The following is a 22074-nucleotide window of genomic DNA, read 5'->3' on the forward strand; positions in this document are numbered from 1 at the left end:
CAGTGCTGCAGAATGAGCCCGCCCGGTAGCCGGAAAATCCGGTTACCGGGCGGCAGAGGAAGGTCAGGAGGCGGCCATTATTGGTCGCGCTTGACTTCCTTGAAGTCGGCATCGACCACGTTGTCGTCCACCGGCTTCGCATTGTCGGCGGCCTGCTGCTGGCTGGCGGCCTGCTGCGCCTGCATGTCGGCATACATCTTCTCGCCGAGCTTCTGCGAAGCGGCCGACAGGGCCTCGACCTTGGCGTCGATCGCCGCCTTGTCGCCGTCCTTGAGCGTTTCCTCCAGGGACTTGATGGCGGCCTCGATGCTTTCCTTTTCGGAAGCCTCGAGCTTGTCGCCGTATTCGGTCAGCGACTTGCGGGTGGCGTGCACCAGCGCGTCGGCCTGGTTGCGCGACTGGGCCAGCTCGGCCAGGCGATGGTCTTCCGCGGCGTTGGCCTCGGCGTCCTTCACCATGCGCTGGATCTCTTCTTCCGACAGGCCGGAGTTGGCCTTGATGGTGATCTTGTTTTCCTTGCCGGTGCCCTTGTCCTTGGCCGACACGTGCAGGATGCCGTTGGCGTCGATGTCGAACGTGACCTCGATCTGCGGCACGCCGCGCGGCGACGGCGGGATGCCCTCGAGGTTGAACTCGCCCAGGGCCTTGTTGCCCGCGGCGATTTCGCGCTCGCCCTGGAACACCTTGATCGTCACGGCCGGCTGGTTGTCGTCGGCAGTGGAGAAGGTCTGCGAGAACCGGGTCGGGATGGTCGTGTTCTTCTGGATCATCTTGGTCATCACGCCGCCCAGGGTTTCAATGCCCAGGGAGAGCGGGGTGACGTCCAGCAGCAGCACGTCCTTGCGGTCGCCCGACAGCACGGAACCCTGGATGGCGGCGCCGGCGGCGACGGCCTCGTCGGGGTTCACGTCCTTGCGCGGATCCTTGCCGAAGAACTCCTTCACCTTTTCCTGGACCTTGGGCATGCGGGTCATGCCGCCCACCAGGATCACGTCGTCGATGTCGGAAACCTTCACGCCGGCGTCCTTGATGGCCACGCGGCACGGCTCGATGGTGCGCTCGATCAGGTCTTCGACCAGGGCTTCCAGCTTGGCGCGCGTGATCTTCAGGTTCAGGTGCTTGGGACCGGACGCGTCGGCCGTGATGTACGGCAGGTTGATCTCGGTCTGCTGGCTGGAGGACAGCTCGATCTTGGCCTTCTCGGCGGCTTCCTTCAGGCGCTGCAGGGCCAGCACGTCCTTGGACAGGTCCACGCCCTGTTCTTTCTTGAACTCGGCGATGATGTAGTCGATGATGCGCTGGTCGAAGTCTTCGCCGCCCAGGAAGGTGTCGCCGTTGGTCGACAGCACTTCGAACTGCTTCTCGCCGTCCACGTCGGCGATCTCGATGATGGACACGTCGAACGTGCCGCCGCCCAGGTCATATACCGCGATCTTGCGGTCGCCCTTGTCGGACTTGTCCAGGCCGAAGGCCAGCGCGGCCGCGGTCGGCTCGTTGATGATGCGCTTGACTTCCAGGCCGGCGATGCGGCCGGCGTCCTTGGTGGCCTGGCGCTGGCTGTCGTTGAAGTACGCGGGCACGGTGATGACGGCCTCGGTCACCTCCTCGCCCAGGTAGTCCTCGGCGGTTTTCTTCATCTTGCGCAGCACGTCGGCCGACACTTGGGGAGGCGCCATCTTCTTGCCGCGCACTTCCACCCAGGCATCGCCGTTGTCGGCCTTGACGATGCTGTAGGGCATCAGGTCGATGTCCTTCTGCACCGCTTTTTCGTCGAACTTGCGGCCGATCAGGCGCTTCACCGCATAGAGGGTGTTCTTCGGATTGGTCACGGCCTGGCGCTTGGCCGGGGCGCCGACCAGCGTTTCGCCGTCGTCCATGTAGGCAACAATGGACGGGGTGGTGCGGGCGCCTTCCGCATTTTCGATGATCTTGACCTGGCCACCGTCCATGACAGCCACGCAGCTGTTGGTCGTGCCCAGGTCAATGCCGATAATTTTGCTCATGGTGGGTTACCTTGGTTGAATCCGTGAAAATAGAAAGAAAATTCCGTCTACCCATAACTGGGGCCCGCGGCAGGGTTTTCAAGACGCCCCGCCGGAATTTTCCGCCGTTTTCGCTTCCTGCAGCCGGCGGATCGCCGCGGTGAACTGCGGCAGGCCGGGCCAGCCGGTGATACGGCCCAGCCGCTTGCCGGCGCGGTACAGCATGAAAGTGGGGACGCCATGCAGCGAAAAGCGCCGCCCCAGCGGCTCGTCGGCGTAGACATCCGCCTCGAACCACGTAAGACCGAGTTCCAGCAAGGCCGCCCGCTGCATGAGGGCCGCCTGCTTGAAAAGATTGCAGTTATAGCAATCTTCGCCCCACAGAAACACGCAGCGCAGGTCGTCGCCGGGCGCCTGCACCACGGCGGCGTCGAACCCCTGGGAGTCGACGCGGCGCATGCCGAACACTTCGAATACCTGGGAGGGATCGAAACCCTGCGCGCTCATCGGGAATCCTTGTAACGAATGGGACCGGTAGGGGCCGGGGATCAGCCTTCGTCGGCCTGCCCGGCCGACACCACGACCAGCGCCGGTCGCAGCGTGCGGTCGGCGATCGCGTAGCCCTTTTGCAGCAGCTGCACCACCGTATTGGCGGGCTGGTCGGCCGGCACGGACGAAATGGCCTGGTGCAGGTGCGGATCGAACTTGTCGCCCTGGGCCGGCGCGATTTCCTTCAGCAGGTTGCGTTCGAAGGCCGCGGCGAGCTGCTTCAGGGTGACTTCCACCCCCTCGCGCAGGGTTTCCACGCTCTGTTCGGCCTGGGCCAGGGCGGCCTCCAGGCTGTCCTTGACCGGGACGAGGCTTTCGGCAAACGACTCGATGCCGAACTTGCGGGCCTTGGAAACTTCTTCCTGGGCGCGGCGGCGGACATTTTCCGCCTCGGCATGGGCCCGCAGCAGCTGGTCCTGCTGCTGCTGCACGGTGGCCTGGGCGGCGTCCAGTTGGGCGCGCAGCTCCTTCAGCTCGGCTTGCACGGGATCCTGGACCTCGGGCGACGAGGCGGTGTCGCCACCGGCTTCGGGCGTCTGGTCTACAGGCTCTTGGGGTGCCGTCATTGGGGAATCCTCCGGATAAGAATGGCTTTCGCAGACATGAATGGGGGCCAATACCCCTATTTCAAGCCCGGGAAAACGAAAATTCCCCCTTGCTGCCCCTGCCGGGCGCCAGCCGGCGGCGCGCAAGAAAGAACGGCCCCGCAACCGGGGCCGCTGCCGGGGGACGGGAAATGCGCTACTTCTTGCCCGGCTGGGCGGGAGACGACGCGTCGCTGGCCGGAAAGCTGTCTTTCGAGGCGCGATCGACCTGCTTGTCCGTTTCCTCAGGCTCGGGGTTGATGGCAATCGGATCGCTGGCGGGAAACGTTTCGGCCAGGGCCTCGTCCAGCTCGTGCTCGACGAGATCCTCGTTCACGGGCGTGGCTACCGTCCCTTTTTTTACGATCTTGCCGGTCTTCGGATCATGATGCATGCGCCTTCTCCTTCAAGTCCGTATGAAGGCCCGGCCAGCCTTGCAAATGGCGCGCCGCCAGGCCTGCCAGCCCCCGGATCCAGGCCGGATCGTCGTTCAGGGCCGGAATGTACCGGAAGCGTCTGCCGCCCGCCGCCAGGAAGGCGTCACGGCATTCGAGGCTGATTTCTTCCAGCGTTTCCAGACAGTCTGCCACAAATCCCGGACAAACCACATCGACTTCCTCGACCCCCTCCGCCGCCAGCGCCTTCAGGGTGGGCTCGGTGTACGGCTCCAGCCACCGGGCGCTGCCGAAACGGCTCTGGAACGTCACCTCGGTCTGGGCGCGGGGCAGCGACAGCCGTTCGGAAAGCAGGCGCGCGGTTTCCATGCAGTCGCGGTAGTAGGGGTCGCCCAGCTCGACGCTGTAGCGCGGCAGGCCGTGGAAACTCATCACGAGCTTCTGCGGGCGGCCGTGCTCCGCCCAGTAGCGTTCGATCCGGGCCGCCAGGGCGTCCAGGTAGACGGGATCGTCGTGGAACCGTTTGACGAAGCGCAGCTCCGGCTGGTCGCGCAGCCGCGCGGCATGGCGGCTGACCGCGTCCACCGTCGTGGCCGTGGTGCTGGCGGCGTACTGGGGATAAAGCGGGATGGTCAGGATGCGCTCGCAGCCCTGCGCCTTCAACCGCTCCATCGCCTCGGCGATGGAAGGGTTGCCGTAGCGCATGCCCAGCTCGACCACGGCATCCACGCCGGCCTCGCGCAGCGCCGCCGCCACGCCCTCGGCCTGCCTGCGGCTGTAGACCATGAGCGGAGAGCCCTCGTCCATCCAGATGCCGGCATAGCGCGGCGCGAGGCGCTTCGGGCGCCTGGCCAGCACCAGGCCATGCAGGATGGGCAGCCAGAGATAACGCGGAATCTCGATGACGCGCGGGTCGGAAAGGAATTCGCCCAGGTATTTGCGGATGTCCCGGGGCTGCGCCGTATCCGGCGTGCCCAGGTTCACCAGCAGCACGCCCGCCCTGCCCGGCGCGCGCGGCGGCGGATCCTCGTCGAACGGATCCTGCTGCGCGGGCTCCGGCAGGTAGCGTTCCGGCCACAGGTACTTGAACAGGCGTAGAAACACAAAAACTCCCCTTCCTCCGCCGGGAGGATGTCCGGCTGGGACGATTTACTGGTTGTGGCTGAGCGCGTTGGACAGCAGGCGGGCCGTGATGTCCACGATGGGGATGACCCGTTCGTAGGCCATGCGCGTGGGGCCGATGACCCCCAGCGTGCCCACGACCTTGCCGTCCACCCCATAGGGCGCGGTGATGACGGAGACATCGTCCAGCGGCACGAGCTGGGAATCGCCGCCGATGTAGATCTGCACGCCCTGCGCGCGGCTGGAGACGTCCAGCAATTGCAGCAGGTCGGTCTTTTTCTCGAACAGCGAGAACATCTTGCGCAAGCGGTCCATGTCGGAAGCGATGTCGGCCACGTCGAGCAGCTTGCGCTCGCCCGAAATCACCACCGCATCGCCGTCCTCGGCGGTCTCGGCGCTGGCTTCCACCGCCGCCTGCATCAGGCGGGAGATGTCCTCGCGCAGCTGGGCGAGTTCGGTGGACAGCGTGCGGCGCACGGCGTCGAAGGACTTGCCCGCGAAGTGCACGTTGAAGAAATTGCCCGCCTCCAGCAGCTCGGACTCGGAATAATCGCGCTGCACGAAGAGGATGCGGTTCTGCACGTCGCCGTCGGGCGTAACGATGATGAGCAGCACCCGCCTTTCGGACAGGCGGATGAATTCGATCTGGCGGAACACCTGCGAACGCTTGGGCGTGAGCACCACGCCCGCGAACTGGGTCAGGTTGGACAACAGCGCGGCGGCGGCATTGACCGCGCGCGTGGGCTCGGCCGCGGGCAGCATCTCGCCGATGTTCTGGGGCTCGAACTGGTAAGGCTGCACAGCGAGCAGCGAGTCCACGAACATGCGGTAGCCGCGCGGCGTGGGCACCCGCCCCGCCGAGGTGTGCGGGCTGTGGATGAGGCCCTGCTCTTCCAGGTCCGACATGACGTTGCGGATGGTGGCAGGCGACAGGTCGAACACCTTGGAAAGCGTGCGCGAGCCGACAGGCTGCCCATCGGCGATATAGCGTTCTATCAACGCTTTCAATAGTGCGCGTGCGCGATCGTCCATGGAACCTATTTTAGGGAATCTTTCCACTTAAGGCGATTTTTGTCCCGCAAGCCCATATGCGGCCCCATATAATCGGCAAACGGGCTCCAACAAGCGCTTAACCTACCGACTCATCGTCCGCCATGCATTTTCCCACCGTCGCTCTCATCGGCAGATACCAGGACACCGGCCTGGACGCCCCGCTGCGGGCGCTCGCGCTGGCCTTGACGGGCGCGGGCAGAAAAGTCCTGGTCGACGCCGATACCGCCCGCAATACCGGCGTGACGGAATACCCCGTCGCCACGCTGGAAGAAATCGGCCGCCAGGCGACGCTCGCCGTGGTCATGGGCGGCGACGGCACGGTGCTGGGCGCGGCCCGGCACCTGGCGCCCTACGGCGTGCCGCTGGTCGGCATCAACCACGGGCGGCTGGGCTTCATCACCGACATCCCGCTGCAGGACGCCCACGAGGCGCTGGCCCGGGTGTTCGAGGGCAAGTTCCAGACCGAGGAGCGCATGCTGCTCGAGGGCAGCGTCTGGCGCGGCGAGCAGCAGATGTACTCGGCCTCCGCCCTGAACGACGTGGTGCTCAACCGCGCCGGCCGCGGCGGCATGATCGAAGTGCGGGTGGAGCTCGACGACGCCTACATGTACACCCAGCGCGCCGACGGCCTCATCATCGCCACCCCCACCGGCTCCACCGCCTATGCGCTGTCGGCCAACGGCCCGCTGCTGCACCCGGGCCTGAACGCCATGGTGCTGGTGCCGGTGGCGCCGCAAACGCTGTCCAACCGGCCCATCGTCATCCCGGACTCGGGCGTGCTCAACATGACGCTCACCGCCATGGGCCGCGTGGAAAGCGGCGCCAGCGTGCACTTCGACATGCAGACCTGGTCCGACCTGCAACCGGGCGACCGCATCGTGGTGCGGCGCGCGCCCTACACCATCCGCTTCGTGCATCCGGAAGGCTACAGCTTCTTCGCCACCCTGCGCCGCAAGCTGCACTGGAACCTGATGCCGCAAGCTTCCGACAACGTAGAGTAAGCAAGTCAGTTAGCTGGCGCCTCCCATGCTGCGCACCCTGCACATCCGAGACTTCGTCATCGTCGAGCACGCCGAAATCCATTTCGGGCCGGGCTTTACCGTATTTACCGGGGAAACCGGCGCGGGCAAGTCCATCCTGGTGGACGCGCTGGCGCTCGCCCTGGGCGAACGCGGCGACGCCGGCATGCTGCGCGAGGGCGCCTCGCGCGCGGACATCACCGCGGTGTTCGACATGCCCGAGAACCTGCGGGACTGGCTGGCCGAGCGCGAAATAGACGCCGACGAATCCCTCGCGCTGCGCCGGGTCATCGACGCCCAGGGCCGCAGCCGCGCCTACATCAACGGCACGCCCGCCACCGTCTCGCAACTGCGCGAGCTGGGCGACGGGCTGGTCGACATCCACGGCCAGCACGCGCACCAGAGCCTGATGCGGGCCGACGCGCAACGCGACCTGCTGGACGCCCACGGCGGACATGCCGAACTGCGCCAGGAAACCGCCTCCGCCTGGAAGGCGTGGCGCACCGTGGCGCGCCAGCTCGAGGCCGCCGAAAAAGACGCCCAGGCCCTGGCCGACGAGCGCGACCGCGTGCAGTGGCAAGCGGAAGAGCTCGACCGCCTGGACCTGCAACCCGACGAATGGGACGCCTTGCAGGCCGAGCACACCCGGCTTGCCCACGCGCAATCCCTGCTGGAAGGCGCGAACCAGATCCTCGAAGCGCTGGACGGCGAAGGCGACTCCGCCCGCCACCGCATCACCGCCGCCAGCCAGCGGCTGCAGCAGATGCTGCGCCACGACGCCGCGCTGCAGGGCGTGTGCGACGAGCTGGAATCGGCCGGCATCGCCATTGCCGAGGCGGTGTCCGACCTGAACAACTACGTAAGCCGCGTGGACCTCGATCCGCGACGGCTGGCCGATGTCGAGGCCCGGCTGGGAGCCGTTTTCGAAACGGCGCGCAAGTTCCGCACGGAACCCGAAGCGCTGTGCGGGCTGCGCGAGTCGCTGCACGCCCGGCTGGCGGAACTGCAGGCGGCGGGCGACATCGACGCCCTGCGCGCGCAGGCCCAGGCCGCCCAGGCGCGCTACGACGCGGCGGCGGCCAGGCTGGGCGCGGCGCGCCGCAAGGTCGCCAAGGATCTCGGCAAGCGCGTCACGCAGGCCATGCAGACGCTCTCCATGCAGGGCGGCCGCTTCGAGGCGGCGCTCGCCCAAGGCCCCGCCTCGGCCAGCGGCAGCGAGATCGTGGAATTCCTCGTGGCCGGCCATGCCGGGGCCACGCCGCGCCCGCTGGCCAAGGTCGCCTCCGGCGGCGAGCTTTCCCGCATCTCGCTCGCCCTGTCCGTCATCGCCAGCCGCGCGGCGCGCGTGCCTACCCTGATCTTCGACGAAGTGGACAGCGGCGTAGGCGGCGCGGTGGCCGAAGTGGTGGGCAAGCTGCTGCGCGAACTGGGCGAGCGCCATCAGGTGCTCTGCGTCACGCACCTGCCCCAGGTCGCCGCCTGCGCCGCCACCCAATTCCAGGTCAGCAAGCAGGAATCCGACGGCGCCACGCGCTCGCGCATCCAGGAACTGGACGCCGAAGCCCGCGTCGAGGAAATCGCGCGCATGCTGGGCGGCATCAAACTCACCGCCACCACGCGCGAGCACGCCCGCGAAATGCTCGCAGGCGGCCCCCCCGCCGCGCAAGCCGCCCCTGCCCCTTGACCCCGACGGTCCGTCGGTCCGTCGGTCCACGCCACGCACGGACGAAAAAAAACCCCTTCAAGTCGAAGGGGCTTTGGATCTCGACGGCCCGCGGCGAGCGCGGCCACGGGCCTGGAGCGGGAAGGCCGCGTTCAGCGGTTCTTCATGCAGGGGCCGCAAATGCCGTACAGCACCATGGCATGGCTTTCGAGGGCGAAGCCGTTGTCCTTGGCGATCTTCTGCTGGCGCTTTTCGATGTCGGGGTCGGAAAATTCCACGACCTTGCCGCAATTGGTGCAGATGAGGTGATCGTGGTGATCGCCGTCGTTCAGTTCGAATACCGCCTTGCCGCTGTCGAACTGGCTGCGCGCCAGAATACCCGCCTGCTCGAACTGCGTCAGGACGCGATACACGGTGGCCAGGCCGATTTCGACGTTCTCGTTGATGAGGGCGCGGTAGACGTCTTCGGCGCTGAGGTGGCGCTGATCGGACTTCCGGAAGATGTCAAGAATTTTCAGGCGGGGAAAGGTCGCCTTCAAACCCATGTTTTTCAGTTCGCTCTGGTCGGTCATGGTGTAATCGCTCTCCGTCCGCGTTGGCATGGGCTTTCCGCAGGAGGCGCAAGCCGGACTGCCGAATTCGTGCCGCCTCGCGGAACTCTCCTGATGAAACCTTTATGATAACGGTTTTGTCTGCTTCCAAATAATAGGGGCGCGAGTGTCCATGATTGCACGTATTCCCTCCCTGCCGCTGAAGACGGCGCTGGCCGCCGTCGCCCTGGCCGCCGCGCTGGCCGGCTGCTCTTCCGACAAATGGGGCTTCCCCTACAAGGCCAGCGTGCAGCAGGGGAACTGGATCACCCAGGAACAGGTGGCCCTCCTGCAGCCCGGCATGACCCGTGAACAGGTCCGATTCGCCCTGGGCAGCCCCACCCTGACCAGCGTGCTGCACGCAGACCGCTGGGACTACCCCTATTACTTCAAGCCCGGCTACGGCAAGGCGCAGGAGCGCAAGTTCACCGTCTGGTTCGAGAACGACCGCCTGGTGCGCTGGGAAGGCGACAAGCAGCCCGAGCTGCAGCCCTACCAGATCAACACCCCCAGCCCGACCGGCGACGAAAAGGCGAACGAACGGGCGAGCCAGGACGAAAAGCGCCTGCAGGAAGAAGCGCAAGAGCGGAAGTCCGACGCCAACGCGCCGGTCAACCCCACCACCCAATATCCCGGCCAGCCCGGCAACGCGCCCGAGCCGCTGCGCTGATCCCCAAGGACACTCACATGCGTATAGCCATCGCCGGCGCCAGCGGCCGCATGGGCCAGATGCTGATCGAAGCCGTACTCAACGCCGACGACGCCGGGCTGGCCGTCGCGCTGGACCGCCCGGATTCGCCCTCCCTCGGAAAAGACGCCGGCGCCCCGCTCGGCAAACAGACGGGCGTGGCCATCACGGACGACCTCGGCGCGTTGGCCCAGGCCGACTGCCTCATCGACTTCACCCGCCCCGAAGGCACGCTGGAACACCTGCGCGCCTGCGTGCAGCACGGCGTGAACCTCGTCATCGGCACCACCGGCTTCGACGACGGCGGCCGCGCGGCCATCGAGGTCGCGGCCCAGAAGATCGGCATCGTCTTCGCCCCGAACATGAGCGTGGGCGTGAACGCCACGCTCAAGCTGCTGGACATGGCCGCCCGCATCCTCAACAGCGGCTACGACGTGGAAATCTTCGAGGCCCATCACCGCAACAAGGTGGACGCCCCTTCGGGCACCGCCCTCAAGATGGGTGAAACCATCGCCTCGGCATGGGAAGTCGCGCTGCCCGACGTAGCCACCTGGAGCCGCCACGGCGACACCGGCGTGCGCAAGCCGGGCACCATCGGCTTCTCGGTGCTGCGCGGCGGCGACATCGTGGGCGATCACACGGTGTCCTTCTGCGGCATCGGCGAACGCATCGAGATCACGCACCGCTCCTCCAGCCGCGCCACCTATGCGGCCGGCGCCCTGCGGGCCGCACGCTTTCTTTCGGGCAAGCACAACGGGCTGTACGACATGCAGGCCGTGCTGGGGCTGTAGCCCGCCTCAGCAGCCAGGCAACGAAAAGCCCGGACAGTGAACTGCCCCCGGGCTTTTCCTCTTGCGGACGCGAGCCCTACACCACCGCGGGCTCCGGCTCCAGCGCCACGCCGTAGCGCCGCGCCACGTCGTCCTGGATCGCGGCGGCCAGGCGCATGATGTCGGCCGCCGTGGCGCCGCCCCGGTTCACCAGCACCAGCGCCTGGCGGTCGTGCACACCCGCCGGCCCCAGCGACTTCCCCTTCCAGCCGCACTGGTCGATCAGCCAGCCGGCCGCCAGCTTGCAGCGTCCGTCCGGCATGGCGTATGACACCAGCCCCGGAAACCGGGCCGCCAGCGCGTCGCGCTGCTCGGCGCTCACGACCGGGTTCTTGAAAAAACTGCCGGCATTGCCGATGACCGCCGGGTCGGGCAGCTTGGCGCGGCGGATCTCGCAGACCGCCTCGAAAATATCGCGCGCGCCCGGCGCTGCCTGCGCCAGCCTGGCCGAACGCTGCAGGTCCGGATAGTCGAGCTGCGCCCGCCAGGGCCGGGGCAGCCGCAACCTGACCGACACGATCACCCAGCGCCCCGGCTCCGCGTGCTTGAACACGCTGTCGCGATAGGCGTAGCGGCAGTCGCCGGCGCGCATTTCCACGAACCGCGCCGCGCGGACATCCCAGGCCGTGAGGCTCTCGAAGCGGTCGGCCAGCTCCACGCCGTAGGCGCCGATGTTCTGCACCGGCGCCGCGCCCGCCGTGCCGGGGATCAGGGCCAGGTTCTCCAGCCCGTCCCAGCCCTGGGCCACGCACCGCGACACCACGCCGTGCCAGCTCTCGCCCGCGGCGGCCTCCACGATCCATGCGTCGCTGCGCGCCTCCACCAGCCTCAGGCCGCGAAACGCCACGTGCGCCACCAGGCCCGGCACGCGCCCGGGCAGCACCACGTTGCTGCCTCCGCCCAGCACCAGCAGGCGCTCGTAGCCCGCGGCAAGCTCGGAGAACGCGGGCAGCCGCGACGCATCGTCCAGCGTCACGAAAGCGGGCGCGGCGGCCGCGAGTCCCAAGGTGTTGAAATCGGAGAGGTCCTGGAAACGGGGAAGCAGCGCATCGGCTGCTTCTTGTGCGTTTGACATGTAGGGGGAAGGCTATGCTATAGTTTCTGTCTTTCCCAGTTTACTTGATTGGCCCGCCTGATTTCTCATCGGCCGGACGTCGGTTTCTGGGGCGGCCGGGCCCGCGGGCTTCGTGATCTTCATGTGGCAATCGCGTGAAAATCATGTAGAATACGCGGCCTTTCGATCGATAACCAGATCGATCGGCCCGAGGTGCATGTCGGCAGCCATGCCGCAAGTACGTCGGACGCCATAAAATGGTTCAGCACGATTTGGTTGAACGCCATTTTTCTGCCGAACCCATGCGGGAATAGCTCAGTTGGTAGAGCGCAACCTTGCCAAGGTTGAGGTCGCGAGTTCGAGACTCGTTTCCCGCTCCAGATTCCGCCGCGCAGCGCACGCCTGCGAGGCATGCAAGCAAGGGGCCATACGGCCCCTTCTTTCTTTTCCCCCTTCTTCTCATCCCTTCTTCTCTCGCCCGCTTCTTCACTTCCGCTCCGCATTTCCCGCGGCGTCTCCACGCTAACCGCCCCGCCCCGCCCGCATCGTCGCGGCCAACGCCTCGAGCATGACGCCGTCGGGCCGCGCCAGGTCGTCGAGCAGCGAAAAATGCGCGCAGCCGGGCACCTGCAGCCCGCGCACCGGCTCGCCAGCAGCCTCGCAAGCCCGGACGTAGTCCTCGGTCTGGCGCACGAGCTCCGGCAGTTCGGCCGCGCCGACCGCCGCCACCGCCGGCGCGCCCGGACCGATGTGAAGCAGCGGGCTGCAGGCGCGCGCCTCGGCTTCGGACAGCCGCAGTTTTTCGTTCAGCCAACAGAGCCGGATCGGCTCCAGGTCCACCAGTGCGCTGATGGCCAGGCCCCAGGCGACGGCGGGGTGCGCGCGGTGCATGGCGGTCAGGTGGCCGCCCGCGGAATGGCCGCTCAGGCACAGGGGCTTGCCGCGCGAGCCCACGCCATCGGGATCCACCGCCAGGTGATCCAGCAGCCCGCCGATTTCCGCCACGATGTCCGTCAGCGAGGCCTGCGGCGCCAGCGTGTATTCCGCCAGCGCCACATTGAAGCCGCGTCCCAGCGGGCCGCTGGCGACAAAAGCGAAATCCTCCTTCTCGCAATGCTGCCAATAGCCGCCGTGGATGAAGACGAAGGTAGGCGCGCCCGCCTGCCCGCAGGAAAACCAGTCGTAGCGCTGGCGCGGCCGCGCGCCATAGGAAAGGTCGCGCCGGCACACGGCCGACTCGTAGAGCCGGGCGCTGCGCGCCTGGAAATCGGCCAGGATCCCGGCAAAGTCCGGCGCCGCCGCGACATTGTTGTAGGCGGCGTCCAGCGCCGCGCGGTCCATGCCGCGATAAATTGCCGTCATGATTGCTCCTGGGGCCGCCCGAAAATCCGATTCTACCCAGCGCCATTCGCGCGCTGTTGCGGTGCCCGCCGCTTGCTCCATGCGAATTTTGCGGTAGAATCTCGCCTTTCCGACGCGGCGGCGCCGCGTCGGCCGGTCGCCGAGGCTGCATCGCGCAGCAAGCGCAACGCGCAAACGCGGCGAACACAAACACGCGGGAATAGCTCAGTTGGTAGAGCGCAACCTTGCCAAGGTTGAGGTCGCGAGTTCGAGACTCGTTTCCCGCTCCAGATCTTGATCGGCAGACTTCCACTGGCGTCTGCAAGTCGTTGAAAAAGGAGCTTCGGCTCCTTTTTTCGTTCCGGCAGAACCCATGCGAGCCGGCCCGCAGCCGGCGTTGTCGAGGCGGGGACGGCAGTCCTGAAGCCGTGGATGTCCGCGATCACCAATGGGTCACGATGCCGCCAGCCACGCCTGCAGCAATTCGTCTCGAATGCCGGTCAGAATCCGGCAGAACACCCCGGCCGGCAGCGAGGTCGTCGCGGCTTCCTTCCGCCCCGTGTCGTGGATGAGAACCAGCCCGCTTGTCGATAACAGCGCTCTCTGCAGTCCTGCGGACTGACGGATCCTCGCCCGTATGGCGGCTTCGATGAGCCGATGATGTTGCATCGAGCCATAAGGCAGGCATTGCCCGTTCCAATAGGCGCCGCCGCGGTCCGCCTGCTCTCCGAGATGCTTTGCTTCCCAGCCGCTCAGGTTGAAGGCCTGCAGCCGCCGCGGATCGTTCTCGGGAAACTTGATGCCTTGTATGAATCCCTCGACGGATGCGAACAGCATGCCGTTGAATATGAATGGCGATAGTCCGAAGTTGGAAAGCGCCAACCCGCGCCAGTCATCGGACGTGCTGGAGACATTCAGAAAGGTCGTCTTGCTGCTCATTTCGATGCATCACGAATCCATGGTTCCGCAGGCGCGGGCCGCCCTGACGCGGGCCGCCCTGACGCGGGCCAGCGGACCGCACATGAATGGCATTAGCGGCGAGCCTGCGGGTGCTCGATCCCGATCGTGCGCGAACGGCCTGCGAGCAAGCCAAAGATCGTCATCACGACCGCGAGGGCCACGCCGATGTGCAGCACGGCGATCCAGCTGCCGGTGAGGTCGTGGAGCTTGCCTGCAAGCGTCGGGCCGCTCGCGGCCAGAAAATAGCCGACACATTGGGCCATGCCGGACAGCGACGCGGCCTGATGGGCGTTGCTGGCCCGCAGGCCCATGAACATCAACGCCAGCAACACGCCGCCGCCCGAGCTCAGGCCGAAGCAGAACGCCCACAAAGAAGCCCAGGAAGGCGCCAGGCAGAATCCGACAAGCGCCACGGCCATCAACCCGCCCATGGCGGAGGCGACCAGCCGCTGGTCCTTCATGCGGCTGACGATAGGACCGAGCAGTAATCCCGGCACGGCGGATGCGAACTGCATCACCCCGTGAAGCGAGCCGGCAGCCTCGGGAGAAACCCCCGTGGAGGTCAGGATGGACGGCAGCCACGCGACCAGCACGTAATACACCAGGGAATTGATGCCCATGAACAAGGTTACCTGCCAAGCCAAGGCGGAGCGCCACACCCGCCCTCCATGCGGCGCCGCCGCGGTTCCCCTGGCCGGGCCGGTATGTCCGCCCAATTGGCCGGCCCACACCAAGGCGGCAACCAGCGGAAAGACAGCCGTGGCGCCCAGCGCGCCTTGCCAGCCGAAGGCATGTCCCAGCGGCACGGCGCCCGCGGATGCCAGCGCGGCCGCGCCGCCCATGGCAATGGAGCAGACGCCCATAACGGTGGGCACCTTTGCCGGGAAGTCGCGTTTGACCAGGCTGGGGAGCAGCACATTGCCCACGGCGATGCCGGCGCCGATGATGGCCGTGCCCAGATACAGGGTCCACACGGGCCCGGTGGATCGGACAGCCACGCCGGCCCCGATAAGCAGCAGCGCCCCGAACAGAGAGCGCTCCAGGCCGTACTCCCTCGCGAACATCGCGGCAAATGGGGAAATGACGCCAAACGCCAGCAACGGCAGCGTCGTCAAGAGCCCCGCTTGAGCCGGCGACAGCGCAAACGCCGATTGCAGCGTCTCCAGTACGGGGGCAACGCCCGTGATGGGCGCACGCAGGTTGGTCGCGATCAACAGTAGGCCCGCGATCAGCAAAGCGGGCCGCGCAACCACCAAGGCTGCGTCACGATGGCTCATTCATGACTCCAAAAAACAAACAGGCAGGCTTGAAAGTTATCGCTTGGGCTCGCATATGAATTTAGATAAGATGACAACAGATCACTAAATTCTGCCAAAGTGAAGACAATGGCCATGTCGCTGGAACCGTCGTTGAGAAATTTCGACGAAACCCGGGTCCGTGGCCCGGTGGCTGGTATGCGCGTGGATGTCGCCGAGCACCGCAGCGAAGTCCCGGTCCATCAACATCGCCAAGGGCAACTGGTTCTTGCGCTTAAAGGCGGCGTGACCTGCGAGGTGCCGAACGCGATCTGGATGGTCCCTCCGCGATGCGCCGTGTGGATCCCCGGGCAAATGCCCCACAGCGTTCGCGCCACAGCCAACGCGCGGATCTGCTATCTCTTCGTGCAGCCGGATGCCGCGCCGCTTCCGGAGCAATGCTGCACGCTTTCCATTACCCCGCTGGTGCGGGAACTGGTGCTGCACATGGCCGGCCAGCCTCCCGAGTACGCTCCGGACAGCCCCACGGGACGCAAGGCTGTCGTGCTTCTGGATGAGCTCGCCCAAATGCCGATCGAACAGCTGTACCTGCCGACATCGAACGAGCACCGGATGCGCAAGATCGCGAAGATGCTGTCCGACAACCCGGCGGATCGAAGGACACTTGCTGACTGGGCCCGGCTCGTGGCCATGAGCGAACGCTCGCTGGCCAGACTCGTCCTGCAGGAAACCGGCTTGACGTTCGGACGCTGGCGCCAGCAACTGCATCTGATCGTTGCCATGCGCCAGCTTTCCTCCGGGCAGACGGTGCAGCGCGTAGCGGACCAATTGGGCTACGACTCAGTCACCGCCTTCATCACCATGTTCAAGAAGGCCGTCGGGAAGCCTCCGGCACGCTACTTCTCCGAACTCACGCAGGTCGATGAGCCATAGCGGCCTGCAGATCACTCGAACTTGTGGGTCACGTTCACCATGAAGTTCCGGGGTTCGCCGTAGAGGCAGTGGTTGCAGGGGATTCCCCGATATCGCGCCATCCTCCCGACAGCGTCCATCGCCCATCGCCTGTTTCCTTCTCCGGTAGAACACGGCCCTGTCGTCACGCACGCGCGCCGACGTCCGGCTTCGGCGTCGCGCAATTCCCGTCGTATGCGATCCATTCAGCCACCTTTTCGGCCTCGATGTCCTCCGGTTTCGACAACAGCTCCGCGCCTGGCCATCGATGTTGACGGGACCGATCGATGTCGAACGCATCCTTGGAATACGCCAGGCCGATCTGGGCGACGTTCGGCGTCTTCACGATAAACCCGAGGATCTCCTTGGCGGGAACGCCATTCTGCCTTTCGACCATCACCATCAGCGCTGCGAAACGCCGCAGTAGACATTCAATGCCACGTGCAGCCGCTTCCTGAAGCGGCTGGCAATGGCTGCCGCCATCAATCCGCCGATAAGCGACGTATGCTCCAAAGCCCAGTACAGGGCCTGCGTGGCCTGGGCATTTTCAAGCGCCCAGAATCGATGAACGATCGGAACGGTCAGCAGCAGAAACGTGGCCAGCACGGCCGCGCCCAGCCAAAGCGCCCTGTCCAGCATGATCAGCGCCGCGCCGGCGATCAGTACGGTGGCCGTGGCTGCGTTGAAGAACCACTCCGGCTGCAGGCCGGCGGCGCGCATCTCTGCCCGGCCGCCCTGGAAATCGATGAGCTTCGCCAGTCCGGATGAAAGAAAAACGACCGCCAGCAAAATGCGCGCCGTGACCCACAGCCACCGGCTGTCCAATGCGTGTCCGATGCGATGGCGCATCATGTGTCTCCAGGTGAGATCAAAGCCATGCCCTCGACGAGAACGGCCTGAAGCGTTGAAGGAAAGCAGGCAACAGTGCTTGCCCATATGGATTCGCAGCACTATAAAACCTCAAGTTAAGTTAAGGTCAACAGGCATGGCAGCAAAGAAACCCATCGACTTTTCCCGCTTGCTTACCGTAGGCGAGGTCGCGCACCGTTCGGGCGTGGCGATATCGACCATCCATTTCTATGAGGCGAAGGGGCTGATCGCCGGTACGCGCAATGCCGGCAACCAGCGCCGTTTTCCATCGACCGTGCTGCGCTATGTCGCCATCATCAAGGTGGCGCAACGCACCGGCATCCCGCTGGAAGAAATCAAGGAAGCGCTGAGCCGCTATCCGGCCGGCAGCAGGCTCACGGCCGCGCAATGGCGTGCGCTATCCTCGCGCTGGAGAAAAAGCCTGGATGAACGGATCCAGCGGCTCACCCGCCTGCGCGATGAGCTGGACGGCTGCATTGGCTGCGGTTGCCTGTCCTTGAAGGACTGCCCGTTGCGCAATCCCATGGACGCCCTGGGCGCGCAGGGGCCCGGGCCGAGGATTCTTGAACGCCCCGGCAAAATGCTCGACAGAGACGCTGTCAGGCACCCGCGAGCAAGCCAGGACCAGCCAGAACCGGCAGCACCAGGAATTCCGGGCTGAACCGCTCCAGCCGGCGGTCCTGCTCGTCGTTGCGTTCCGCGCCGCGAGCTAACCGTCGCCCCGCGCAGCGCCGGTTCGTGCGCGATGCGCACCAGGCCAGGCATCGATCATTCCTGTCGCGCATCGGCCCCGCACACTCCCCCTGCCACCCTCTCGCGGCCGCGAACGCTCAGGCAGCCGACGGCAGGGTATGGGGCACCTCTTCTCCCGCAAGCCACGCTTCGATATTGCGCTGAACGCCTCGGGCGAATTCGGCATAGACCTGCTTGCTGAGAAAACCGTAGTGCGGCGTCAGCAGCACGTTGGGCAGGCCCAGCAGCGGGTGGCCGCCGGGCAGCGGTTCGCTGTCGAACACGTCGAAGGCGCCAAAGCCCGGTCTTCCCGCCCGCAGCGCTTCAACCAGGGCGTCGGTATCGACGAGTTCGGCGCGCGAGGTGTTCACCAGCAGGCTGTCGGGCCGCATCAGGGCCAGGCGCCCGCGATCGAGCAGGCGGCGGGTGCCCGCCGCCGGCACGAGGTGCAGGCTGACCACGTGCGAGCCGGCCAGGAGCTCGTCCAGGTCGACCGAACTCGCGCTGTGCTCGCGCGCGCGTTCGGGCGTCATGTGGGGGCTCCATGTCAGCACTTCCATTCCCAGCGCGCGGCCAACCGCGGCGACCCGCTGGCCGATCTGTCCCAGCCCGATCAGGCCCAGACGCTGCCCGTGCAACACGCCGGGCAGGAACGCCGAGGCGCCGGGATCGCGCCAGACATTGCGCGCCGGCGTGAGCATGAGCTGCGGCAGGCGCCGCGTGGCGGCCAGGATCAGCGACCAGGTCATCTCGCAGGTGCTGGCTTTGGAAGGCCCCCATTCCGTATGGCTGACCAGGATGCCGGCGCGCTGCGCCGCCGCCGCGTCCAGCGTCTTGTTGCGCGTGCCGGTGAACACGATGTGGCGCAGGCGCGGCAGCCTGCCCAGCAGGGCGGCGCCGACGGGCGTGCGGTCGCGCAGCAGCACGACGCAATCGGCCTGCGCGAGGGCGGCCAGCAGCGCATCGCCGCGCAGCGCGACGTTGTGCAAGGCAACGTCGGCGGCGCGCCGGATGGCGCTCCAGTCCACGCCGTCGCGCAGGCCGTTCTCCCAATCGTCCAGGACGACGATGGACGGACGGCGCGCGCTCACTGCGCCGCCTTGCGGGCCAGCGCGGCCAGGGCGCGCACGTCCTGCGCCTTGCCCAGGCTCCAGCACGCGTCCATCAGCTTGCGCACCTGGCCCGCTCCCAGGATGGGATCGGCCTGGCTGCTGAACTTGGCTTCCAGGTCCTGGTCGGACATGGGGCGCTGCAGCGAGCCGATGGCGTGTTCGACGAACACGTGGACCTTGCGGCCGTCCTTCAGCGTGGCCACGGCGTCGACGGCGGCTTCGTCGATGCTGTCGTCGACAGTGGCGACCACTTTGCGGCGCACGGCCACGACGTCTTCGCGCGTGACGATGTCGTCGGCGTACTCGCTTTCCGACGCGCGGCCGAAAATCAGGCCGGCCGCGCAGCCATGGTAGACGCTGAACTTGCCTTGCAGACCGTCGGCGGGTTCCTTCTTGCCGGTGAGCTCCAGCACCAGCGAGTGCACGCGCAGGTCGATGCGCTCCAGGTTCTCCGGCGTCACGCCCTGAGCGCGCAACTGCACGCAGGCGTCGATGCTGGGATGGATGACGATGCCGCAGGCAAAGGGTTTGTAGGTGTTGAAGGAAATCTCGAAGCGCTTGCCCAGCTCGTCGGTGATTTCGTTCCAGTCGAACTTGGTCGACAGCACCTGGGCAAAGCCGCGCGGCGCTTCGATGGCGCGCTTGCTGGAGGTAAAGCCCTCGCGCGCCAGCAGGGCCGACATCAGGCCCGCGGACGCGGCGCCGCCCGGATGGAAGGGCTTGGTCATGGTGCCGAACTGTTCGCGCAGGCCGACCGGCTGCGAGGCCGCGATGCCCAGCGCCATCTGCGTTCTGTCCGCATCCAGGCCCAGCAGGCGGGCGCAGGCGGCGGCGGCGCCCAGCCCGCCCGTGGAGCCGGTGATGTGCCAGCCGCGGTCATAGTGGTGCGGATAGATCATGTTGCCGGTGCGGCACGACACATCGATGCCCAGGACGATGGCGTCGATAAGCTGGCGGCCGCTGGCGCCCGTGTGCTCGGCCAGCGCAAGCACCGCCGAGCACACCGGGCCGGCGGGGTGAATGATGGTCTTGAGGTGGGTGTCGTCGAAATCGAAGGTATGCGAACTGATGCCGTTGATCAGCGCGGCGCTGGCGATATCCACCCGCTCGCTGCGGCCCAGCACGCTGGCCTGGGCGGCGGGCTGCAGCACCTGCACGGCGCGCAGCGCGGCTTCGCCGGCTTCGTGATGGGCGGCGCCGACGGCGCAGCCCAACCAGTTCATGAACGTGCGGTGCGCCTCGTGCTCGACGGCGTCGTCCCATCCGTGCGACGGATGGTTGACGACGTGTTCGGCCAGGATGCGGGTGACCGGCGGGGCATTGTGATCGGCATCGATCTTGGTGTTGAGGGCCATGTTGTCTCTCGGGGTGCTACGGAAATCGGGGCATGGAAGGCAGGAATCCCGGCAGGAAGGCATTCCGGCCGGGCTCGGCTTCAGGCGTCGAGATGGATGTTCTGGTCTTTCGCCACCCTGGACCAGCGCGCATAGTCCTTGCTCACGTAGGCGGCGAACTGCGCGGGCGACATCGGCATGGGCACGATGGCTTCGGTGTCCAGCGCCTTGGTCAGGCCGGGGTCTTTCAGCACTTTGTTCAGGGCGGTGTTCAAGGTCTGCACCACGCCGCCGTCCATGCCCGCCGGGCCGGACACGCCGTACCACTGCAACACGTCGTCGAAACCCTCCAGACCCAGCTCCTTGAACGTCGGCACGTCGGGGAATGCCTTGTTGCGCGCCTCGCCGGACAGGGCGATGGCGCGCACGGTGCCGGCCCGCAGGTGCGGCACGGCGGCGGCCAGGCCCGGGCACATGAACTGGGTCTGCTGCGACAGCAGGTCGGTAAAAGCCGGGGCGATGCCTTTGTAGGCGATGTGCACCATGTGGGCGCCGACCTGCTGCAGCAGCAGTTCCATCAGCAGATGGGTCAGCGAACCGGCGCCGGCCGAGCCGTAGTTCACGTTGTCCTGCGACTTGGCGTAGGCGATGAACGCTTTCAGGTTGTGCACGGGCAGCTTGGCGTTCACCATCAGCACATTGGGCGTGCCGCCTATCATGCCGACCGCGGTGAAGTCCTTGATGGGATCGTAGGGCACCTTGCGCGTGGCCGGACTGGTTCCCAGCGTGGCGACGTAGCCCTGCATCAGCGTGTAGCCGTCGGGCTTGGCGCGCATGGTCTTCTGGCACGCGATCACGCCGCCGGCGCCGCTCTGGTTCTCGACGATGAATGTGGCGCCCAGCGCATTGCCCAGAGCGTTCGCGGCGGCGCGGCCCACATAGTCGCTGCCGCCGCCCGGCGCCACCGGGACGATGTAGGTGACGGGGCGGTCGGGATAGGCGGACGCGGCGAAGGACGGCAGGGCGCAGGGCAGGCCGGCGGCGGCCGCGCCTGCGCCGAGCAGGAAGGAACGTCGATTCATGGGTTTGTCTCCTCGTAGGAATTTTTTTGGGTATGGGCCGGGACGCCAGGGACGCCGTCCCGGCTGCGGGGGCGAGCGCCCTGATCAGGGCGGATCGGGCGCCGCCAGAGACGCGAGGCGCGGCGCGCGCATCACAGCACCGACAGGCGATCGTGGGCGTTGATGACGTGCCTGGCCAGCAGTTCCGCGTATTCGGCGGCCTGGCCGGACGACGTCACCTTGCGCAGGGCGTCGACGATTTCGCGGTGTTCGGCGTTGGAGCGGAGGCGGTGCGCCTCGGTGGACAGGTTCTTCAGGCGCGCCAGGTGCAGTTTCTGGATGATCTCGCGATAGGCCTTGGCGATCTCGCGATTGCCGGCGTATTCGATGAACAGCCAGTGGAACTCCAGATTGAGGCTGTAGTAGCCCTGGGCGTTGCCTTCGCGGATGGCCGCGTCCATAGCGGACACGCAGTTGTCCAGCTCGCGCACGAGCTCCTCGCGCTCGTCGTCCGGCAGTTGCGCCGCCATGCGGCCGGCATGGCTGTCCAGCAGGGCGCGGAACTGGTAGAGATCCCTGACCTCTTCGTCGCTCAGTTCGCGCACGTAGACCCCGGAGTGCTTGCGCGACACCACCAGGCCGGAGCTTTCCAGCTCGCGCAGGGCTTCGCGCACCGGCACGCGCGACACCTTCAACTGCTCCACCAGCTCGGACTCGCGCAAGGCCTGGCCGGGCGCATAAGCGCCGGAAAGAATGCCGCTGAGCAATTGGTCGCGCACCAGTTTGCCCAGCGAGGTGTTCTTGATGTCCTCGAACGTTGCCTGGCCGGTGCTAGAGGCAAGCCATTTCATGAACAGGCTCCTGCTTGATGTTTCGTATAATCGTATACGATTAGACAACTACGTCAGGAAGAATGTCAATCCGGCAG

Annotated in this window: 23 protein-coding genes and 2 tRNA genes; 8 read left to right on the forward strand and 17 right to left on the reverse strand. The window is 66.4% G+C overall.

What is annotated here, in order from left to right; genetic code table 11:
- Positions 1 to 77: 77 nt before the first annotated feature.
- From dnaK to hrcA, 6 genes are all read right to left on the reverse strand, one after another.
- A complete protein-coding gene (gene dnaK, locus NGJ44_RS14755) occupies positions 78 to 2003 on the reverse strand; it encodes a molecular chaperone DnaK (protein ID WP_053244173.1) in 1926 nt (641 codons plus the stop codon).
- A gap of 78 nt (positions 2004 to 2081) precedes the next feature.
- Positions 2082 to 2489: a thioredoxin family protein gene (locus NGJ44_RS14760; RefSeq protein WP_053244172.1), complete on the reverse strand. Its 408-nt coding sequence runs from the start codon at positions 2487 to 2489 to the stop codon at positions 2082 to 2084.
- A 41-nt stretch (positions 2490 to 2530) separates the two neighbouring features.
- Positions 2531 to 3097: a nucleotide exchange factor GrpE gene (gene grpE / locus NGJ44_RS14765; protein ID WP_053244171.1), complete on the reverse strand. Its 567-nt coding sequence runs from the start codon at positions 3095 to 3097 to the stop codon at positions 2531 to 2533.
- Positions 3098 to 3272: 175 nt separating this feature from the next.
- Positions 3273 to 3509, reverse strand: coding sequence for a hypothetical protein (locus tag NGJ44_RS14770; protein WP_053244170.1), 237 nt, complete (start codon positions 3507 to 3509; stop codon positions 3273 to 3275).
- Entirely contained in the window at positions 3499 to 4614 is a 1116-nt protein-coding gene (hemH, locus tag NGJ44_RS14775; protein WP_251864391.1) for a ferrochelatase, read from the reverse strand. Before hemH ends, NGJ44_RS14770 begins: the two co-directional genes overlap by 11 nt.
- Before the next feature lie 45 nt (positions 4615 to 4659).
- The gene (gene hrcA / locus NGJ44_RS14780) at positions 4660 to 5664 is read right to left on the reverse strand and encodes a heat-inducible transcriptional repressor HrcA (protein WP_053244168.1); all 1005 of its coding nucleotides are present in this window, start codon (positions 5662 to 5664) and stop codon (positions 4660 to 4662) included.
- Positions 5665 to 5786: 122 nt separating this feature from the next.
- On the opposite strand from hrcA, the gene NGJ44_RS14785 reads away from it, so the two are divergent.
- Positions 5787 to 6686: an NAD kinase gene (locus tag NGJ44_RS14785; protein WP_053244167.1), complete on the forward strand. Its 900-nt coding sequence runs from the start codon at positions 5787 to 5789 to the stop codon at positions 6684 to 6686.
- Positions 6687 to 6711: 25 nt separating this feature from the next.
- The gene (recN, locus tag NGJ44_RS14790) at positions 6712 to 8388 is read left to right on the forward strand and encodes a DNA repair protein RecN (protein ID WP_053244166.1); all 1677 of its coding nucleotides are present in this window, start codon (positions 6712 to 6714) and stop codon (positions 8386 to 8388) included.
- Between the two features lie 131 nt (positions 8389 to 8519).
- Here the strand turns inward: recN and fur are convergent, their stop codons facing one another.
- A complete protein-coding gene (gene fur, locus NGJ44_RS14795; RefSeq protein WP_053244195.1) occupies positions 8520 to 8939 on the reverse strand; it encodes a ferric iron uptake transcriptional regulator in 420 nt (139 codons plus the stop codon).
- A 151-nt stretch (positions 8940 to 9090) separates the two neighbouring features.
- On the opposite strand from fur, the gene NGJ44_RS14800 reads away from it, so the two are divergent.
- The gene (locus NGJ44_RS14800) at positions 9091 to 9627 is read left to right on the forward strand and encodes an outer membrane protein assembly factor BamE (protein ID WP_251864392.1); all 537 of its coding nucleotides are present in this window, start codon (positions 9091 to 9093) and stop codon (positions 9625 to 9627) included.
- A gap of 17 nt (positions 9628 to 9644) precedes the next feature.
- A complete protein-coding gene (gene dapB, locus NGJ44_RS14805) occupies positions 9645 to 10436 on the forward strand; it encodes a 4-hydroxy-tetrahydrodipicolinate reductase (RefSeq protein ID WP_053244164.1) in 792 nt (263 codons plus the stop codon).
- 76 nt (positions 10437 to 10512) lie between these two features.
- On the opposite strand, the gene murB is transcribed toward dapB, so the two are convergent.
- Complete coding sequence (murB, locus tag NGJ44_RS14810) at positions 10513 to 11550, reverse strand: UDP-N-acetylmuramate dehydrogenase (RefSeq protein ID WP_251864393.1); 1038 nt, start codon at positions 11548 to 11550, stop codon at positions 10513 to 10515.
- Between the two features lie 283 nt (positions 11551 to 11833).
- Here murB and NGJ44_RS14815 point away from each other — a divergent pair.
- A tRNA-Gly gene (locus NGJ44_RS14815) sits at positions 11834 to 11909 on the forward strand.
- Between the two features lie 142 nt (positions 11910 to 12051).
- Here NGJ44_RS14815 and NGJ44_RS14820 read toward each other — a convergent pair.
- Positions 12052 to 12891 carry an alpha/beta hydrolase gene (locus NGJ44_RS14820; RefSeq protein ID WP_053244162.1) on the reverse strand — a complete coding sequence of 280 codons (840 nt, stop codon included), beginning with the start codon at positions 12889 to 12891 and terminating at the stop codon, positions 12052 to 12054.
- Positions 12892 to 13084: 193 nt separating this feature from the next.
- Between NGJ44_RS14820 and NGJ44_RS14825 the strand changes: the two genes are divergently transcribed.
- A tRNA-Gly gene (locus tag NGJ44_RS14825) sits at positions 13085 to 13160 on the forward strand.
- A 163-nt stretch (positions 13161 to 13323) separates the two neighbouring features.
- Here the strand turns inward: NGJ44_RS14825 and NGJ44_RS14830 are convergent.
- Together NGJ44_RS14830 and NGJ44_RS14835 are read right to left on the reverse strand one after the other, a co-directional pair.
- Complete coding sequence (locus NGJ44_RS14830) at positions 13324 to 13809, reverse strand: NADAR family protein (RefSeq protein ID WP_053244161.1); 486 nt, start codon at positions 13807 to 13809, stop codon at positions 13324 to 13326.
- Positions 13810 to 13901: 92 nt separating this feature from the next.
- Positions 13902 to 15107, reverse strand: coding sequence for a CynX/NimT family MFS transporter (locus NGJ44_RS14835; protein WP_251864394.1), 1206 nt, complete (start codon positions 15105 to 15107; stop codon positions 13902 to 13904).
- 114 nt (positions 15108 to 15221) lie between these two features.
- Between NGJ44_RS14835 and NGJ44_RS14840 the strand changes: the two genes are divergently transcribed.
- Positions 15222 to 16019 (forward strand): AraC family transcriptional regulator, encoded by a 798-nt coding sequence (locus NGJ44_RS14840; RefSeq protein ID WP_235488956.1) that lies wholly within the window; start codon positions 15222 to 15224, stop codon positions 16017 to 16019.
- Between the two features lie 163 nt (positions 16020 to 16182).
- Here NGJ44_RS14840 and NGJ44_RS14845 read toward each other — a convergent pair whose 3' ends face one another.
- Together NGJ44_RS14845 and NGJ44_RS14850 are read right to left on the reverse strand one after the other, a co-directional pair.
- A complete protein-coding gene (locus NGJ44_RS14845) occupies positions 16183 to 16440 on the reverse strand; it encodes an NUDIX hydrolase N-terminal domain-containing protein (RefSeq protein ID WP_251864395.1) in 258 nt (85 codons plus the stop codon).
- On the reverse strand, positions 16440 to 16889 hold the full coding sequence (locus NGJ44_RS14850; RefSeq protein WP_286012369.1) for a DoxX family protein: 450 nt from the start codon (positions 16887 to 16889) through the stop codon (positions 16440 to 16442). The genes NGJ44_RS14845 and NGJ44_RS14850 overlap by 1 nt, the downstream gene beginning before the upstream one ends.
- A gap of 133 nt (positions 16890 to 17022) precedes the next feature.
- On the opposite strand from NGJ44_RS14850, the gene soxR reads away from it, so the two are divergent.
- Complete coding sequence (gene soxR, locus NGJ44_RS14855; protein WP_251864396.1) at positions 17023 to 17568, forward strand: redox-sensitive transcriptional activator SoxR; 546 nt, start codon at positions 17023 to 17025, stop codon at positions 17566 to 17568.
- 169 nt (positions 17569 to 17737) lie between these two features.
- On the opposite strand, the gene NGJ44_RS14860 is transcribed toward soxR, so the two are convergent.
- The 4 genes from NGJ44_RS14860 to NGJ44_RS14875 all read right to left on the reverse strand — a co-directional run bounded on the left by NGJ44_RS14860 (position 17738) and on the right by NGJ44_RS14875 (position 21997).
- Complete coding sequence (locus tag NGJ44_RS14860) at positions 17738 to 18730, reverse strand: D-2-hydroxyacid dehydrogenase family protein (RefSeq protein ID WP_251864397.1); 993 nt, start codon at positions 18728 to 18730, stop codon at positions 17738 to 17740.
- A complete protein-coding gene (locus NGJ44_RS14865) occupies positions 18727 to 20106 on the reverse strand; it encodes an MmgE/PrpD family protein (RefSeq protein ID WP_251864398.1) in 1380 nt (459 codons plus the stop codon). Before NGJ44_RS14865 ends, NGJ44_RS14860 begins: the two co-directional genes overlap by 4 nt.
- Before the next feature lie 80 nt (positions 20107 to 20186).
- Positions 20187 to 21167: a Bug family tripartite tricarboxylate transporter substrate binding protein gene (locus tag NGJ44_RS14870; RefSeq protein WP_251864399.1), complete on the reverse strand. Its 981-nt coding sequence runs from the start codon at positions 21165 to 21167 to the stop codon at positions 20187 to 20189.
- Between the two features lie 131 nt (positions 21168 to 21298).
- A complete protein-coding gene (locus NGJ44_RS14875; RefSeq protein ID WP_053244154.1) occupies positions 21299 to 21997 on the reverse strand; it encodes a GntR family transcriptional regulator in 699 nt (232 codons plus the stop codon).
- Between the last annotated feature and the right edge of the window lie 77 nt (positions 21998 to 22074).

The sequence above is a fragment of the Achromobacter sp. Marseille-Q4962 genome (genome assembly GCF_943737005.1).
Taxonomy (GTDB): Bacteria; Pseudomonadota; Gammaproteobacteria; order Burkholderiales; family Burkholderiaceae_B; genus Achromobacter.

Bases quoted from the DNA above. Each gene is read 5' to 3' on its own strand.
- NGJ44_RS14785 (WP_053244167.1), top strand. From the start codon at position 5,787: ATGCATTTTCCCACCGTCGCTCTCATCGGCAGATACCAGGACACCGGC.
- NGJ44_RS14875 (WP_053244154.1), bottom strand. From the start codon at position 21,997: ATGAAATGGCTTGCCTCTAGCACCGGCCAGGCAACGTTCGAGGACATC.
- NGJ44_RS14850 (WP_286012369.1), bottom strand. From the start codon at position 16,889: ATGATGCGCCATCGCATCGGACACGCATTGGACAGCCGGTGGCTGTGG.
- NGJ44_RS14870 (WP_251864399.1), bottom strand. From the start codon at position 21,167: ATGAATCGACGTTCCTTCCTGCTCGGCGCAGGCGCGGCCGCCGCCGGC.
- NGJ44_RS14770 (WP_053244170.1), bottom strand. From the start codon at position 3,509: ATGCATCATGATCCGAAGACCGGCAAGATCGTAAAAAAAGGGACGGTA.
- NGJ44_RS14845 (WP_251864395.1), bottom strand. From the start codon at position 16,440: ATGGTGATGGTCGAAAGGCAGAATGGCGTTCCCGCCAAGGAGATCCTC.
- fur (WP_053244195.1), bottom strand. From the start codon at position 8,939: ATGACCGACCAGAGCGAACTGAAAAACATGGGTTTGAAGGCGACCTTT.
- dapB (WP_053244164.1), top strand. From the start codon at position 9,645: ATGCGTATAGCCATCGCCGGCGCCAGCGGCCGCATGGGCCAGATGCTG.
- NGJ44_RS14840 (WP_235488956.1), top strand. From the start codon at position 15,222: ATGTCGCTGGAACCGTCGTTGAGAAATTTCGACGAAACCCGGGTCCGT.
- soxR (WP_251864396.1), top strand. From the start codon at position 17,023: ATGGCAGCAAAGAAACCCATCGACTTTTCCCGCTTGCTTACCGTAGGC.
- dnaK (WP_053244173.1), bottom strand. From the start codon at position 2,003: ATGAGCAAAATTATCGGCATTGACCTGGGCACGACCAACAGCTGCGTG.
- grpE (WP_053244171.1), bottom strand. From the start codon at position 3,097: ATGACGGCACCCCAAGAGCCTGTAGACCAGACGCCCGAAGCCGGTGGC.
- NGJ44_RS14760 (WP_053244172.1), bottom strand. From the start codon at position 2,489: ATGAGCGCGCAGGGTTTCGATCCCTCCCAGGTATTCGAAGTGTTCGGC.
- NGJ44_RS14800 (WP_251864392.1), top strand. From the start codon at position 9,091: ATGATTGCACGTATTCCCTCCCTGCCGCTGAAGACGGCGCTGGCCGCC.
- NGJ44_RS14830 (WP_053244161.1), bottom strand. From the start codon at position 13,809: ATGAGCAGCAAGACGACCTTTCTGAATGTCTCCAGCACGTCCGATGAC.
- NGJ44_RS14820 (WP_053244162.1), bottom strand. From the start codon at position 12,891: ATGACGGCAATTTATCGCGGCATGGACCGCGCGGCGCTGGACGCCGCC.
- murB (WP_251864393.1), bottom strand. From the start codon at position 11,550: ATGTCAAACGCACAAGAAGCAGCCGATGCGCTGCTTCCCCGTTTCCAG.
- hrcA (WP_053244168.1), bottom strand. From the start codon at position 5,664: ATGGACGATCGCGCACGCGCACTATTGAAAGCGTTGATAGAACGCTAT.
- recN (WP_053244166.1), top strand. From the start codon at position 6,712: ATGCTGCGCACCCTGCACATCCGAGACTTCGTCATCGTCGAGCACGCC.
- NGJ44_RS14835 (WP_251864394.1), bottom strand. From the start codon at position 15,107: ATGAGCCATCGTGACGCAGCCTTGGTGGTTGCGCGGCCCGCTTTGCTG.
- NGJ44_RS14865 (WP_251864398.1), bottom strand. From the start codon at position 20,106: ATGGCCCTCAACACCAAGATCGATGCCGATCACAATGCCCCGCCGGTC.